This is a genomic window from Aureimonas sp. SA4125, from assembly GCF_019973775.1.
Lineage (GTDB): Bacteria > Pseudomonadota > Alphaproteobacteria > Rhizobiales > Rhizobiaceae > Plantimonas.
The window spans coordinates 4,296,292-4,311,259 of sequence record NZ_AP025032.1 but is presented as its reverse complement, the minus strand read 5'-3'; the positions used below and the strand labels follow the sequence as shown (position 1 = coordinate 4,311,259).

Below are 14,968 nucleotides of genomic sequence, written 5' to 3'. Positions count from 1 at the left end.
GACTTCTGGCCTAAAGCGGATGGCTTTTCTTCGAAGCGCCGAGCGGCTTTAGTTCTTTGTTTCCGCATGATCTCTTTCCGAATGCCGGAAGCCACCTTTCGGGATCATGCTCAAGCTTTGAGCTTTCGTGCCCTTTTGCGGGAACGGCTCCGCTTCGGGGCATCGCCAGCGGTCGTTCCGACGGCCAGGCAGGCGGGCAGCCTTCGGCAAACCCGGGTTGGTTCAGACTGCCGCTATCGTCGTGGCGCTTGCAGGGTAAACCTCACCGATAATGCCTCCTTCCACTCGCGCGAGACCATCACAGCCCGGGATCAACCATCTGGTCCCGCAGCCGCCGCGTGGTGGTGGTCAGGTCCGGCCAGGCTGGGTGGCCAGGCGCGAAACGGGCGCGGACATAACCGGCGAGATCGGCGATCTGGCCATCGGTCAGGCTGGCGAGGCCGGGCATGCCGGCATGGGATCCGTCCTTTGGCGCTGCGATGCCGCCGAGGACGGTGCGCAGGAAATTGTCGGGCCGGTTGGCATGGACCTTGGTGCTGAGGGCAAGTGCCATGCCGGCATTGAGGAGGACGCCTTTCGCCTCCGGCCGGTGACAGGCCGCGCAGGATCCGTCAAAGAGCCGTGCCCCTGTGCCGATGGCCGGACGGGCGCCGGCTTCGCTCGCTGCCACGAGACGCGTCGCCACTCCGTCGTCGGCGGAAGCGGGCGCGGTGGCAACGGGCGCAGCCTCGCCGAGGGAGGCCAGATAGGTGGCCATCGCCCGGATGTCCGCATCCGGCAATGCCTGCAGGCCCTCGATCACCGGGGCCATCGGGCCGGCGCCGACGCCATGGCTTTCGCTCCGGCCGGTGCGCAGATAGGCGAAGAGCGCGTCCTCGCTCCAGGGTACGGGGCCGCCGGCATGGGCGCCGAGGCCCGGCGCGTCCCAGCCGTCGACAGTGCCGCCGGCAAACCGCAGCGCGCCCTGCTTCTCCACGCCGAGGGCATTGCGCGGCGAATGGCAGGCCGAGCAGTGGCCAGGTCCCTCGACCAGATAGGCGCCGCGGTTCCACGCCTCGCTCTTCTCAGGACGGGGCCCGAATGGCGCGGGATCGTGAAACAGGGCGTTCCAGACGGCCATTGCCGGGCGGATGTTGAAGGGGAAGGCGAGCCGCGTCTCCGGCACCGCGGCACGCACTGGCGCCTGCGCCATGAGGTGGGCGTAGAGCGCCTCGAGGTCGATGTCGGTCATCCTGGCGAAGGCGGTGTAGGGGAAGGCCGGGTAGAGGTGTTTGCCCTCCCGGCTGATTCCCTCGCGCATCGCGCGGGCGAAGGCGGGATAGCTCCAGGCGCCGATGCCGGTCGCGGCGTCGGGCGTGATGTTCGTGGCGATCACCGCGCCGAAGGGCGTCTCGAGGCGACGGCCGCCGGCGTTCGTCGCGCCGTCTTCCGCCGTATGGCAGACCGCGCAGTCGCCGACCTCGGCCAGCACGCGCCCGCGCTCCAGCGTCTCGGCCGAATAGAGCGAGGCGCCACGCGGGGCGACCGGCGCGATCTCGGCGCGCCAGGGTATCGCGAGGGCGGCGGCGCCGATAGCGGCGGCGAGCGTTGCGCCGAGGGGCGCGAGCATCCGCCAGGGCCCGGCCCGCGCGGGCGCCGGCAAGGGGGCCGACAGGGCTGCTGGCGGGCGCGGCAAGGCGATGCCGGCGAGCCCTGCCTTGATCCGCTCCGGCGTGAACGGCACTTCGCGGAAGCGCACGCCGGTGGCGTCGAAGATGGCGTTGGCGATCGCCGCCGCGCTCGGTACCGAGGCGGATTCGCCGGCGCCGAGCGGCGGGTCGTCCGGCCGGTGCAGCATCAGCGCATCGATGGCGGGCACGTCGGGGAAGGCGATGATGGGATAGGCGCCCCATTCGCGGTTCGCCACCTCTGTCGCGCCGAATTCCACCTTCTCCTGCATCACCCGGCTGATCGACTGGATGACGTTGCCGTGGATCTGGTGCCGGACCCCGTCCGGATTGATCATCTGGCCGCTATCCTGACCGACGGTGACGCGCTCCAGCACGACCTCGCCGGTCGAAGGGTCCACGGCGACGTCGGCGACCCAAGCGGATTGCGCCGCGGCCGTGCCGGGAAAGGTGCCGTGCACATAGGTCGCCTGGGCAAATCCCTGGCCGCGCAACAGCGTGCCGTCCCGGATCTTCCGGGGGCCGGTCCGCGGTACCCAGCCGGCGCGCTCGGCAGTCGCCCGCACGAGTTCCGCGGCGCGCGGATCGCCGAGATGCCGGAGGCGGAACTCGACCGGATCGACGCCGGCCTCGGTCGCAAGCTCGTCGATGTAGGATTCGTGCGCAAAGCAGTTGGGCATGGCCGAGACGCCGCGCATCCACGAGGCCCGCACGATCGGCGCCATGTCGTGCACGGTCACCCGGGCGGCGTCGTAGTGATAGGGCGGGATCGCCGTGCGGTCGCCCATGTCGGAGGGCTGCGGCGACGGCGGGACGATGCCGGTCAGGAGCAGCGCGAGATTGGGTCCGCGATTGGACGGATAGCGGCTCTCGAAATCGTAGACGGCGAGCGTGCCGCCCGGGCCGAGGCCGCCGTCGACGTCCATCAGCTGCGCCGCGCCCTTCGGCTCCCAGGCGTGCTCCTGCTCGCGCGTCAATTGCACCCGCACCGGTCGGCCGACGGCGCGCGACAGAAGCGCCGCGTCGCAGCCGACGTCGTCGGCGCAGTTTCGGCCGTAGCATCCCGCCGTTTCGTGCCGGCGAATGTCGATCTGGCTCTGCGGCAGGTCGAGCAGACGGGCGAGGTCAGCGCGCAGCATGTGCGGGTTCTGCGTGCCGGACCACAGCATCAGGCGATCGCCCGAGTAATCCGCGACCGAGCAGGACGGGCCGATCGAGGCATGCATGTGATAGGGCCAGACATAGGTTCGCTGCAGCCGAACCTCGGCCGACGCCAGAGCAGCATCGACGTCGCCGCGCTCGAGCAGGGTGCGCGCCGTGCTCGGATTTGCGCGCAGTGCCGCGGCGATATCGGTGAGATCGGGCAGGGACGGAACCGGGCGCCAGCGTACGACGAGTTGCCGCATCGCCGTCTCGGCCTCTTCCTCGCGTTCGGCGACGACGCCGACGAAGTCTCCCTCGCGGACGATGGCGACGATCCCTGGGAGATGCGCGATCGACTCCGCCTCGACGGCGACGAGGCTGGTGCCGATGAAATCGCCGCTGTCACGTCCGGCATAGGGCGGCCGGACGACCCGCCCGTGCAGCATGCCGGGTACCCGGACGTCGTGGACATAGGTAAACTCGCCGGTGGCCTTGGCCGGAATGTCGAGACGCGGCAGCGACCGGCCGACGAGGCGATAGGCCGAGGCCGGTTTCAGGTGCCGATCGTCGGGCACGAGCCGCAGCCTGACGGTCTCGCCGCCGACGAGCTCGCCGAAGCCGATCCGCGCATTGCTGGTTTCGTCGGCGAAAAACAGCCCGTCTTCCAGACGCAGCGCCTCGGGCGCAACGCCGAGCCGGATGGCGGCCTTCTGCACCAGATGGTGCCGGGCCTGCGCGGCGGCGCGGCGCAGCGGCACGGCCGCGACCTGGATCGTTTCGCTGGCGATCGTCGGCCCCTGGTCGGGTGTCAGAGCGGTATCGCCCAAGAACAGCGCGACCCGCTGCGGCGCGACGTCCAGCTCCTCGGCGACGATCTGGGTGAGGGCGGTGCGGATGCCCGTGCCGAGGTCGACATGGCCGTTGAAGGCGCGGATCACGCCATCCGCATCGATCGACAGAAAGATCTCCTCATGCGCACCAACGGTCGGCGAGACGATCGCGAGCGAGCCGGCGTCGGTCGCGGCTCCTGCCCTGTTTTCCGTCGCGCGCTGATCCATCAGCGCCCGGCCTCTGGCGAGCGGGCGCCGGTCAGGTCGGCGACGGCGGCGAGAATCTCGACATGCGTGCCGCAGCGGCAGAGGTTGTAGCGCAGCGCCTCGCGCGCCTCCGCTTCGCTGGGATGGGGATTGCGGCGGAGCAGGGCGGTGACGGCCATGATCATGCCGTTCAGGCAATAGCCGCACTGCGCCGCCTGGTGATCGATGAAGGCCTGCTGCACCAGGCCTGGGCGACCGGCAACGGCGAGCCCTTCCAGCGTCACGACGGTACGGTTCTCGGCGATCCGCACCGGAATGGTGCAGGCGCGCGCTTCCAGCCCGTCGACGAGCACTGTGCAGGCGCCGCATTGGCCAAGGCCACAGCCGAATTTCGGTCCGTTCAGCCGGAGATCATTGCGCAGCACATTCAGAAGCGCAGTGTCGGGCGGTACGGTGACGACGTGGTCGCTGCCGTTGACATGGAGCGTGATCGGCCGCGCGACCTTCGACGACATGGCCCCCTCACACCGCCAGATACTGGTCGCGAAGACCGGCGTCGGCATCGAGGTCGACGATGCTGCCGGAAAAACGAATGCGGCCCTTTTCAAGGATATAGGCACGGTTGCTGATCAACCGCGCAAAGTGCAGATTCTGTTCCGAGAGCAGGATCGCGAGGCCCTCCCGCTTCATCGCCAGGATCGCGTCAGCCATCTGTTCGATGATTTTCGGCGCGAGGCCCTCGGAGGGTTCGTCGAGGAGAATGGCCGAGGGATTGCCCATCAGCGTCCGGGCGATGGTCAGCATCTGTTGCTCCCCGCCGCTCATCTCGCCGCCGCGTCGCCGCCGCATCTCGGCAAGGTTTGGGAAGAGGGCGTAGAGCCGTTCCGGCGTCCAGGCGGCGGCACCCTCGCGCATTTTCTGGGTGCCGACCATCAGGTTTTCCTCCACCGTCAAGTCGCGGAAGATGCGTCGGTCCTCCGGCACGTAACCGAGGCCGCGGCGGGCGATGGCATAGGTTGGAAGTGCCGTTATGAGCGAGCCGTCGAACCGGATCTCGCCTTCACGCCGGACACTCAGCCCCATGACGGCGCGGAACGTCGTCGACTTGCCGGCGCCGTTGCGCCCGAGCAAGGCGACGACCTCGCCGGGCAACAGCTCGAAGGCGACGTCGAAGAGGATTTGCGCCGGGCCGTAGAAGGCGTTCAGCGCGGTGACGGAGAGCCTGGCCTGTCCGGTCATGCGGGCACCGATTTCTCACCGCTGTCGTAGACGCGGCCGTCGCCGAGATAGACGGCGCGGACCCTCGGGTCGCGTCGCACGCTTTCAGGACTGCCCTCCGCGATGAGCCGGCCGCGGTCGAGCACCATCATTCGGTCGGCATGGGCGAAGACGACGTCCATGTCGTGCTCGGTGAACAGGACGCCGATTCCGCGCTCCCGGGCTATGCGGGCGGTAAGGGCCATCAGCGCGACGCGCTCCAGCGGGGCCATGCCGGCCGCCGGCTCGTCCATCAGGAGCAGTTTTGGGCCGGCGGCAAGCGCGATGCCGAGCTCGAGCTTCTTGACGTCGCCATAGGCCATGTCGGCGCAGGGACGCTCGGCCATGTCCGCCATGCCAATCAGGTCGAGCACGGAGTCCGCGGCGGTGACATGACGGGTGCCGGCGGCACCCCAGAGTCCGCCAAGCCCCGTATCCTGCGTCATCAGCACCGCCTGGACGTTCTCGCGCACTGTCATAGAGTGAAAGACCTCGGCGATCTGGAAGGTGCGGCCGACGCCGAGGCGGAATACCTGGCGCGGCGACAGGCCCCGTGTGTCGCGGTCGCCGATGCGGATGCGGCCCGTGTCGGCCGGGATCTGGCCGTTCACCATGTTGAAGCAGGTGCTCTTGCCGGCGCCGTTCGGGCCGATCAACGCCAGCATCTCGCCCGCATGGAGCGAAAAACCGACATCGATCACGGCGTGCACACCGCCATAGGACTTCGACAGGTGCTCGACTTCAAGCAGGGGCGCCCCGGTCATGGTCTTGGCTCCGCCGCCACGAGGCCGCTTGTCGCGGCACCCCGCCGGGCGCGCCAGGCCTCGACAGGCCGCATCCCGGCGATCGTGCCGACGATCCCCTGCGGGAAGGCGACCACGAGGAAGACGATGAGGCCACCGAGGACGAGGCGCGACAGGTCGGTCTGGCTGACCAGCCAGATCGAGGCGAGCGTGTAGACCAGCGCCCCGACGACCGCTCCGGAAACGGTGGCGACGCCGCCGAGCAGCACCATCACCAGCGCGTCGATCGAGAAGGGAATGGACAGGACATCGGGAAAGACGCTGCCCTTGAGGAAGGCGAAAAGCGCGCCGGCAAGTCCCGCCGCCGTGCCGGCGATGGCGAAGGCAGCGTATTGCGTGCCACGACGGTCGATGCCGATGGCTTCGGCGCGGGTCGGTGAATCCCGCAAAGCGCGCAGGCGGTAGCCGAAGGGCGAGAAGGTCAGCCGGCGCAGCACCACGACGCAGACCGTCGCCGCGACGAGCGCCAGCCAGTAGAAGGCCTCGGGTCCGGACGCCCAGTCGGCCGGCCAGACACCGAGAATGCCGTTGTCGCCGCCGGTGACGTCGACCCACTGGAAGGCGACAGACCAGGCGATCTGGGCGAAGGCGAGCGTCAGCATGGCAAAGTAGACGCCGGACAGGCGCACGCAGAACCAGCCGAAGACGAGGGCACCGGCCAGGCCCATCAGCGGGCCGGCAATGAGGGCGAGCTCCATCGGCAGCCCTAGCCATTGCACGCCGAGCGCCGCGCCATAGGCGCCGAGGCCGAAATAGGCGGCATGGCCGAAGGAATCGAGGCCGCCGGTCGACATCATGAACTGCAGGCTGGCGGCGAAGATGACGGCGATCAGCATCTGCGCGCCGACGCCGAGTCCGTAGGTGCCGAGCACCAGCGGCATCAGCGCCGCGACCACCAGCAGCGCCAGACCCGCCGCCTGCAGGGCCGGCGACAGCGGTTTCCAGGGCCGGCTGACGGCGCCCGCCGGTCGGCGGTCGGGCTTGGTCGGGCGGCCGAGAAAGCCCCAGGGCCGGACGATCAGGACGGCGGCCATCACGAGGAACATCAGCACCAGAGAGATGTCGGGGAAGACGAGGATGCCGAAGGCGTTGAGTTCGGAAATCAGGACCGCGGCGAGGAAGGCGCCGGTGATCGATCCGAGCCCGCCGATGACGACGACGACGAAGACCTCGACGATGATGGTGAGATCCATCAGATGGGTGACGGCCGTTCGCGGGATCTGCAACCCGCCGCCGAAGGCGGCGAGGAAGACGCCGAGGGTGAAGACCGCGGTGAACAGCCATTTCTGGTTCACGCCGAGCGCGGCGACCATGTCGCGATCCTCGGTCGCCGCACGCACCAGAACGCCCCAGCGTGTCCGGTGCATCAGGAGCCAGAGGCCGGCCAGGACCAGCGGGCCGAGGGCGATCAGGAGAAGGTCGTAGGTCGGCACCGGCAGGCCCATCACCTCGACGGCGCCGGCAAGGCCCGGCGCGCGCGGGCCGAGGAGATCCTGCGGGCCCCAGACGAGGATGACGAGATCCTCCACCATCAGCGTCACGCCGAAGGTGGCGAGCAGCTGGAACAGCTCCGGCGCCTTGTAGATGCGCCTGAGCAGCGTCATTTCGAGCAGCGTGCCGAGCAGAGCGACAAAGCCGGCGGCGACGACAATGCCGCCCCAGAAGCCGAGGGCGCCGTCCAGCCGCGTCGTCAGGCTGTAGGCGACATAGGCGCCGAGCATGTAGAAGGCGCCATGCGCGAAATTGACGATGCGGGTGACGCCGAAGATCAGCGACAGGCCCGAGGCCGCCAGGAAGAGCGAAGCCGCATTGGCCAGGCCCGTCAGAAATTGAACCACGATGAAGGCCATCAGGCGATCCCCGGAACGAGCATGGGGGGAGCCGGGCCGGCGCCCGGCGCCGGGGTCAATCCTGCGGCCGAAGCGTCTTCACTTCCTCGTCCGAGGGCAGGTAGTCGGCGCCGTCGCGATAGCTGAAATTCTCCATCACGCCCTTGCCGTCCTTGACCGCCGTGGTGCCGACGAAGGCGCCGAGCGTCGACTGGTGGTCGATGGCGCGCATCTCGATCGGCCCGAAGGGCGTGTCCACCTTGATGCCTTCGGCCGCGGCCACGAGGTCGTCGACTTCGGTCGTCTCGGCCTTTTTGAGAATAGCGGCGATGGTCATCATCTCGGCATAGCCGACGACCGAGCCGAGGCGCGGATAGTCGTCGAACTTCGCCTGGTAGGCCTTCACGAAGGCATCGTGGGCTGGCGTCTCGATGGCGTACCAGGGATAGCCGGTGACGATCCAGCCGACCGGCGCCTCGGCCTTCATCGGGTCGAGATATTCAGGCTCGCCGGTGAGGAAGCTGACGACGGAGACGTCCTTGAAGAGACCGCGCGTCGTGCCTTCGCGCACGAGCTGGACGAGATCGGCGCCGAAGGTGACGTTGAGGATGGCCTCGGGCTTGGCCGCGGCGATCGCCTGGGAGACGGCGCCGGCATCGATCTTGCCCTGCGGCGGCCACTGCTCGGTGACGAACTCGACGTCCGGCCGGGCCTTCTGCAGCAGCTGCTTGAAGATGGCGACCGCCGACTGGCCGTATTCGTAGTTCGGCGCGATCGTCGCCCAGCGCTTGGCCGGGAGCTTGGCCGCCTCTTCGGCGAGCATGGCCGCCTGCATGTAGTTCGAGGGCCGAAGGCGGAAGGTGTACTTGTTGCCCTGGCTCCAGGTGATGGCGTCGGTCAGCGGCTCGCCGGCGAGATAGAAGACCTTCTTCTGCTTGGCGAAGTCGGAGATCGCCAGGCCGAGATTGGAGAAGAAGCCGCCGGTCAGCAGAACGACGCCGTCGCGCGAGACGAGCTCGTTCGCCGCGCTGATCGCACCGCCCGGCTTGCCGCCATCGTCCTTGGAAATGACGACGAGGTCGTCGCCCTTGATGCCGCCCGCCGCGTTGATCTCCTCGACCGCCAGCTGCCAGCCCATGCGGTAGGGCTCGGTGAAGGCGGGCAGGGCGGAATAGCTGTTGATCTCGCCGACCTTGATCTCGGCCGAGACTGCTTCGGGAGCGGACGCCGCGACCGTTGCGGCGGTGAGGGCGAGGCCCGTGGCCAGACCGGCGAAAAGCTTCGATAGGGAAAACGTCTTCGTCATGGGTGCCCTCATCTGCGCGGTGTGCCCGACGGGTCGGAGCGTTTCGGATCGGTCGATGGCTGCCAGTACCATTAGTATACGAATGATGCTGTGCCTCCCGTCAAGCCACTTTTTCGGCGCGCCTATTTATTGTTCAGTGCAGCATGGCACCGGGCGGATTTCGCAGCGCGGCAACTCGTATAGCCGGCGTCGGGACGGTTCCAACGCTATCGCAGCCGGGCGAGGAGGCTCAGAAGCCGCGCGCGTTCGGGCGCGGTGAGGGGTGCCAGCGTGACTTCCGACACGCGGGAAGCGTTCGGAAGGTGGTGCCGGAACAGAGCGTTCCCGTCCGGCGACATCGAGATCAGCAGTTGCCGCCGATCATCTGGGTCGGGACGGCGGGTGAGGAGGCCGCGCTCGAAAAGGCGCTGCACCACGCCCTTGATGGTCGCCACGTCCATCGCCGTGTAGCGCCCGAGCAGGTTCTGCGAGCATTCGCCGATCTCTCCGAGTTTGGCGAGGACGGCCCATTGCGTCGGCGTGAGGTCGCCGCCGAACAGTTCGGCAAAGAGGATGGAATGGCGCTGCTGCACCTGGCGAAGGACGAAGCCGACCTGCGTGTCGAGGGCGTAGTCGTCGCTCTCGCTCGCCGGGCCGGGTTTGATGTCCAATCGATTCTCCATGCGGCAGTCTATGCTCAGAGACAGGGTGCGCGACAGGGGGCGACGCGCCACGCTGCGGCGGCGTCGCGCCAGATGCTGCTGATCTGACGACCGCGCCCGCCGTCCGGTGCCGTCCGCCGGAGGGGTGGGATTCCGGCGGCAATCCGGGCAGATGAGGGCAGGTTGGAGCGCAGGGTCGCGCCCTCGCCGGTCCAAGGAGAGATTGCGCGAAAATCATCCCGATTGCCTGTCCAGGTCATTTGTGTACCAATAACCAAAGTGCGTTGCGAAGCGGGCGCGTGCTGAACGACCGGACGGCAGAGGCAAGGGAGAGAAGACCATGGCGCATGACGTTCAGCCGGCGGCGGGTGCCAACGAGAAGCTCGTGATCCGCAATATCGGCCTGCTTTTGTCAGGTGACATCCGCCAGCCCATCCTCGATGCCGACACGATCGTTTCGGTCGGCGGGCGCATCACCGGCATCGGCAAGGCGGTCGATCTCGATCTCGGCGAGGCCGACAGTGTCATCGACGCCAATGGCACGGTGGTCGTGCCCGGACTGGTCGATAGCCACGTCCACCCGGTTTCGGGCGACTGGACGCCACGGCAGAGCCAGCTGAACTGGATCGACTCGTCCCTGCATGGCGGCGTGACGACGATGATCTCGGCCGGCGAGGTCCACACCCCCGGCCGGCCGCGCGATATCGTCGGCCTGAAGGCGATGGCGATCTATGCCCAGCGCATCTTCACCGGCTACCGGCCGAGCGGGGTCAAGGTTCTGGCCGGCGCGCCGGTGATCGAGCCCGGAATGGTCGAGGCCGATTTCAAGGAAATGGCCGATGCCGGCGTGCATCTCCTCGGGGAGGTCGGGCTTGGCGGCGTCAAGGACGGGGCGACCGGCCGCCAGATGGTCGCCTGGGCCCGAAAGCACGGTTTCAATTCCACCATTCACACCGGCGGTCCGTCGATCCCGGGCTCTGGGCTGATCGATGCCGACGTGGTGCTGGAGGTCGATCCCGACGTCATTGGCCACGTCAACGGCGGACACACGGCACTGCCGGACAAGGAGATCCGCTGCATCTGCGAAGGCTGCAAGCGCGGCCTCGAACTCGTCCACAACGGCAACGAACGCGCCGCGCTCTATACGCTGCGGATCGCCAGCGAGATGGGCGAGCTCAACCGCGTGATGCTCGGCACCGACGGACCCGCCGGCTCGGGCGTGCAGCCGCTCGGCATCATCCGGATGATCTCGATGCTGTCCTCCCTCGGCGACGTCAAGGCCGAAACCGCCTTCTGCTTCGCTACCGGCAACACCGCCCGCATCCGCGCCCTCGACAGCGGGCTGATCGAGGTCGGCCGCGCCGCCGACTTCGTCTTCATGGACAAGGCGCAGCATTCGGCCGGGCGCGATTTCCTGCATTCGATCGAACTCGGCGATCTGCCGGGCATCGGCATGACCGTCATCGACGGTATCGTGCGCTCCTCCCGCAGCCGCAACACCCCGCCGGCGGAGAAACTGCCGAGTGTCGTGGCGGGGTAAAACCGAGGGCGCCTATCAAACTTGGCGCCGGTGCCTCTCGCCAACCCAACCGACACCTCAGCGCAACCCGTCCTCGCCCTTGATCTCGTCATGCTTCAGCCCGCCGACGCGCGGTAACGGGCGGCCGCTGTCGGTGACGACGATGGCGACCATGATCTCGTCCGCGCGCGGCGCATCGGCGATCCTGATCTCCATGCCGTCGAAATGGCTGCGCACATAGGCCGCATCCTTGTGGCCGAGCGGCACGTCGAGCGTGCCGCCGACGCCGCAGCGCTTCTTCGACGAAGGCACCAGCGCGGCGCCGCCGCCGAGCGCGGCGCGCACCGGCGCCCCCATCTTCGGATGCAGGATGGCGGCGGCATGTTCGAGCTCGCCGTTCTCGCCGACGGCCGCGGCCTTGCCGTAGCTCTGGACGCGCGAGCCGTCGATGCCGAGCGCCGCGACGGCGCGGGCCGTCAGGAGGGCGCCGAGCTCCTCGCCGATCTCGATCAGCGGCGTGAGGTCCTCGGCATAGGTGGATGCAAAGGGGTTGGCGATGACCGCTATGGCGGCGGCACGCCGCGTCGGCGGATCGACGGGCCGGCCCATCTCGGTCGCAACTTCCTCGGTGATCGTCACGATCTTGCGGATAGTGGCCTTCATCGCAGTCCGTCCTCGCCTTTGATCTCCGATGCCTTCAGCCCGCCGGTGCGGGCATGGATGCGCGCGCCCGTCGTCATGACAAGGACGAGGACCATCTCGTCGGCGCGCGGCCCGTCGCAGAGGCCGACTTCCATCGAGTCGAAATGGCTTCGCACGTAGGAGGCATTGATGTGGGTGATCGGCACGTCGAGCCGCGTGCTGGGGCCGCCGACCTTCTTGGCCGAGGGCACGATGGCGCGGGCCGCGCCGAGGAGTTCGCGCATGGCGTAGCCGCCCGGCGCATGCCAGAGCGCGCCGTGCTCCAATTCGCCGCCTGCCCCGACAATGGCGCCCTTGCCATAACCTTCGATCGCCGCCGGATCGTTGCCAAGGGCGGCGAGCAGCGTTCTCGCCATCTCCAGGCCGAAGGGCTTCAGGTCGTCCATAAACGGCATGAGATCTTCGACATAGCGCCCGGCATAGGGATTATGCAGGACCGCGAGCACGGCGCCGCGACGCAGCGGCCTGTCGGCTGGCGGGCCGCCTTCGTGAAAGATCTCCTCGACGACGAGGATGCGCTTGCGCATCAGGATGTCCGGCATGTCTGTTCTCCCTCAAGCGGCGATGATCGCGTGGCGGCCGGTGACGAGCGTCTGGCCGGCAAGGTGAAGCGCGGCGGCCTCGATCAGGCCGGCGCCGACGAGCCGTTCGGCCCTGTGCAGTCCGCGCCGCAGGGCCAGATCGATTTCGTCCGGGGCAAGTGGGCCGACGCCACGCGTCACCAGACGATGTCCGAGATCGCTGTCCGGCTGCAAGTCCGCGGCCGCAACCCGTGTGATCGCGGCATGACCCGGCAGGTCGACGGCGTTGGCGACGATCGTCGCCGCGGCATCGGCCTCCGCGGCGGTACGCGCCAGGATCGTGACGGCGTCGGCGATCCCCAGCGAAAAACTGCGGCCGCCCCGGCCGCTGGTGGCGACGCCGCGGACGGGATCGCCCTCGGCGATCTCGCAGCGCCCGAAAAGGAAAGGGCGGTCGCTGCGGCCGACGAGGCCCGCGGCCAGCCGCTGGCCCTGGCCAAGGTGCACTGCGATATCGCCGCCGTTGTTCACATAGGCACGGTCGAGCGGCGCGGCTGCGACCATGCTGGCAAGGACCGCGTCGGCCACCGCGCCGGCGACGGCGGCCATCGGCGTGACAAAGGCTTCCGCGGCATACGGCGCGACGGCAGCGTGCATGCGCAGCCCGACGGGATCAAGGGGACGCGCACTGCCGGGAGTGACCGGTGCACGCAGCAGCGACAGTTCCTGGCAGAGGGCCTCGAGCAGGCCATCCAGCCGCCGGATGGCTGCCTCGTAGGCCGCGGTGACCGCACCGGGTGAACCGAAGGCCTCGACGATCAGGTCGATCGGCCCGTCCTGCAGGTGCAGCCGGCGGCCGTCGGCAAGGAGGGCGACCTGGGGTCCGCGCCGCATGGCTGCCACTCCCGTCAGCTGGGGCGCCTGTCCGCGACGCCGCGAGCAAAGGGCCAGGGATTTTCCGCATGCGGAGCGACCTGTCGGCGCCCGGTGTCGCCGAGCGAGGTGAGCGGGCGGACATGGTCCATGTGGCCGCCGAGCGCCTCGTAGTCATCGAGGCGCAGAGTGAACTCGATCGGGGCGACCAGGGCCGGGGTCGGCACATAGCCAAAGGCGTTGGCGGGCAGGCGCGTGACGTCGACCATAAAGGTAATGCCGCCACCCGGCCAGAGATAGACCGGCGCGCCGCCCGAGGTGACCTTCGTCAGCGCCTCCTTGACCGAGCGGGTGAGGCGGACCGGATTATCGGTCACGCCCGCCCGCAGCGAGCCGCCAGCGCCGCCGACGAAGAGCACGGTGCACATGGCCGGCTCGCAGTTCTCGGCGATCTTGTCGACAGGTCCGACGAGGTCGGTGGGCATGGCTTTCGCCACCGGTACGAGACTTTCGTCGAGCTCATAATAGCCGGAATGCTCGCCGGTGGTGGAGACCATCAGCAGGCGCAGGCCGGGAAAGGCCGTCTTCGGGTCGAAGGGGCCGAGGATATCCAGCGGATCGGAAATGTTCGTCCCGCCCCAGCCCGTGCCGGGCTCGGCCACCTGGAAATAGCGGCCGGGCGTCGAGCGGCGTCCCTTCAGCCGGATGCCGGTGGGGGGAATGTCGAGGAGCTTGCCGGCCTGGTGCTCGGAGAGGACGCCGGTGATGTGGTCGTCGACCACCACCACCTCGTCGACCTTCCCCAGCCATTGTCGGGCAAAAATGCCGATCGTCGCCGAGCCGCAGCCGACGCGCATGCGCTGCTCGGTCGTGCCGTTGACGATCGGCGGATGGCCGGCCTGGACCACCAGCGTCGCGCCTGCGTCGACGTGCATCTCGACGGCCCCGCCATTGCAGAGATCGAGCAGCGCCTGGCAGGCGACGCGACCCTCCTTCTTCGACCCGCCGGTGAGATGGTGCACGCCGCCAAGTGAGAGCATCTGCGAGCCGTATTCGCCTGTAGTGACATGGCCGACGATCTCGCCCGCGACGCGCACCGCGTTCGTCTCCGGACCGACGAAGCGGTCGGTGTCGATCTTCACCTTCACGCCGCAATAGCTGAAGATGCCCTCGGTGACGACGGTGACCATGTCGACGCCGTCGACCTCGGAGGAAACGATGAAAGGAGCCGGCTTGTAGTCGGGATAGGTCGTGCCGGCGCCGATGGCGGTGACGAAGCGGTCGGGCGGCGGGAGGATGGTGCCGTCCCAGTCCGCCGGCTGGCTGAAGGGCACGAGGCCCCCGTCTTTCAAAACGGTGCGCTCGAGCAGGATATGCGGATCGACGCGGATCAGTTCGCCCGCCCGGTTGGCGTAGCGGTCGCAGGCGCCGGTCATGCCCGGCTTGATAATGCACATCACCGGGCAGGCGTCGCAGCGGACCTTCGCTTCGCCGAGCTGGGTGCCGGGTTGCTCTTCCTGGGACATCGATCGCACCCGCCGCCGCATCTTACATGACGTTTGTATGCTAACAATACGCCCGGCCTTGGCACTGTCAACCGAGCATGGCCGTCCGGCCTCTGCAGCGTCGTCCAACTGCGGGTTGGGACGGCTGCATCGGTCACCCCCGGA

General features: G+C 68.4%; 12 protein-coding genes. 1 reads left to right on the top strand and 11 read right to left on the bottom strand.

Going from position 1 to position 14,968, the window contains the following annotated elements:
* Positions 1-298: 298 nt before the first annotated feature.
* The 7 genes from Sa4125_RS20320 to Sa4125_RS20290 form a co-directional block, all read right to left on the bottom strand.
* Positions 299-3,868, bottom strand: a complete 3,570-nt coding sequence (locus Sa4125_RS20320) for a molybdopterin cofactor-binding domain-containing protein (protein ID WP_224001078.1) — start codon at positions 3,866-3,868, stop codon at positions 299-301.
* Complete coding sequence (locus tag Sa4125_RS20315; RefSeq protein WP_224001076.1) at positions 3,868-4,362, bottom strand: (2Fe-2S)-binding protein; 495 nt, start codon at positions 4,360-4,362, stop codon at positions 3,868-3,870. The genes Sa4125_RS20320 and Sa4125_RS20315 overlap by 1 nt, the downstream gene beginning before the upstream one ends.
* Positions 4,363-4,369: 7 nt before the next feature.
* Entirely contained in the window at positions 4,370-5,086 is a 717-nt protein-coding gene (locus Sa4125_RS20310; RefSeq protein ID WP_224001074.1) for an ABC transporter ATP-binding protein, read from the bottom strand.
* Complete coding sequence (locus tag Sa4125_RS20305; protein WP_224001072.1) at positions 5,083-5,868, bottom strand: ABC transporter ATP-binding protein; 786 nt, start codon at positions 5,866-5,868, stop codon at positions 5,083-5,085. Before Sa4125_RS20305 ends, Sa4125_RS20310 begins: the two co-directional genes overlap by 4 nt.
* Complete coding sequence (locus Sa4125_RS20300) at positions 5,865-7,757, bottom strand: ABC transporter permease (protein WP_224001070.1); 1,893 nt, start codon at positions 7,755-7,757, stop codon at positions 5,865-5,867. Before Sa4125_RS20300 ends, Sa4125_RS20305 begins: the two co-directional genes overlap by 4 nt.
* A gap of 55 nt (positions 7,758-7,812) precedes the next feature.
* Positions 7,813-9,042 (bottom strand): ABC transporter substrate-binding protein, encoded by a 1,230-nt coding sequence (locus Sa4125_RS20295; RefSeq protein WP_224001068.1) that lies wholly within the window; start codon positions 9,040-9,042, stop codon positions 7,813-7,815.
* A gap of 206 nt (positions 9,043-9,248) precedes the next feature.
* Entirely contained in the window at positions 9,249-9,692 is a 444-nt protein-coding gene (locus Sa4125_RS20290) for a MarR family transcriptional regulator (RefSeq protein ID WP_224001066.1), read from the bottom strand.
* Positions 9,693-10,023: 331 nt separating this feature from the next.
* Between Sa4125_RS20290 and Sa4125_RS20285 the strand changes: the two genes are divergently transcribed.
* Positions 10,024-11,223: an amidohydrolase family protein gene (locus tag Sa4125_RS20285; RefSeq protein ID WP_224001064.1), complete on the top strand. Its 1,200-nt coding sequence runs from the start codon at positions 10,024-10,026 to the stop codon at positions 11,221-11,223.
* A gap of 57 nt (positions 11,224-11,280) precedes the next feature.
* Here Sa4125_RS20285 and Sa4125_RS20280 read toward each other — a convergent pair whose 3' ends face one another.
* From Sa4125_RS20280 to Sa4125_RS20265, 4 genes are read right to left on the bottom strand one after another with little or no spacing between them, the layout of a single operon-like run.
* On the bottom strand, positions 11,281-11,865 hold the full coding sequence (locus tag Sa4125_RS20280; protein WP_224001061.1) for an amino acid synthesis family protein: 585 nt from the start codon (positions 11,863-11,865) through the stop codon (positions 11,281-11,283).
* Positions 11,862-12,446 carry an amino acid synthesis family protein gene (locus Sa4125_RS20275; RefSeq protein WP_224001059.1) on the bottom strand — a complete coding sequence of 195 codons (585 nt, stop codon included), beginning with the start codon at positions 12,444-12,446 and terminating at the stop codon, positions 11,862-11,864. Before Sa4125_RS20275 ends, Sa4125_RS20280 begins: the two co-directional genes overlap by 4 nt.
* Positions 12,447-12,458: 12 nt before the next feature.
* A complete protein-coding gene (locus Sa4125_RS20270; protein ID WP_224001057.1) occupies positions 12,459-13,319 on the bottom strand; it encodes a UPF0280 family protein in 861 nt (286 codons plus the stop codon).
* Positions 13,320-13,333: 14 nt separating this feature from the next.
* Positions 13,334-14,824 (bottom strand): 6-hydroxynicotinate reductase, encoded by a 1,491-nt coding sequence (locus Sa4125_RS20265; RefSeq protein WP_224001055.1) that lies wholly within the window; start codon positions 14,822-14,824, stop codon positions 13,334-13,336.
* Positions 14,825-14,968: the final 144 nt, after the last annotated feature.

Coding starts and splice junctions, on each gene's coding strand:
- Sa4125_RS20300 (WP_224001070.1), bottom strand. CDS start 7,757: ATGGCCTTCATCGTGGTTCAATTTCTGACGGGCCTGGCCAATGCGGCT.
- Sa4125_RS20320 (WP_224001078.1), bottom strand. CDS start 3,868: ATGGATCAGCGCGCGACGGAAAACAGGGCAGGAGCCGCGACCGACGCC.
- Sa4125_RS20285 (WP_224001064.1), top strand. CDS start 10,024: ATGGCGCATGACGTTCAGCCGGCGGCGGGTGCCAACGAGAAGCTCGTG.
- Sa4125_RS20265 (WP_224001055.1), bottom strand. CDS start 14,824: ATGTCCCAGGAAGAGCAACCCGGCACCCAGCTCGGCGAAGCGAAGGTC.
- Sa4125_RS20270 (WP_224001057.1), bottom strand. CDS start 13,319: ATGCGGCGCGGACCCCAGGTCGCCCTCCTTGCCGACGGCCGCCGGCTG.
- Sa4125_RS20315 (WP_224001076.1), bottom strand. CDS start 4,362: ATGTCGTCGAAGGTCGCGCGGCCGATCACGCTCCATGTCAACGGCAGC.
- Sa4125_RS20280 (WP_224001061.1), bottom strand. CDS start 11,865: ATGAAGGCCACTATCCGCAAGATCGTGACGATCACCGAGGAAGTTGCG.
- Sa4125_RS20310 (WP_224001074.1), bottom strand. CDS start 5,086: ATGACCGGACAGGCCAGGCTCTCCGTCACCGCGCTGAACGCCTTCTAC.
- Sa4125_RS20295 (WP_224001068.1), bottom strand. CDS start 9,042: ATGACGAAGACGTTTTCCCTATCGAAGCTTTTCGCCGGTCTGGCCACG.
- Sa4125_RS20275 (WP_224001059.1), bottom strand. CDS start 12,446: ATGCCGGACATCCTGATGCGCAAGCGCATCCTCGTCGTCGAGGAGATC.
- Sa4125_RS20305 (WP_224001072.1), bottom strand. CDS start 5,868: ATGACCGGGGCGCCCCTGCTTGAAGTCGAGCACCTGTCGAAGTCCTAT.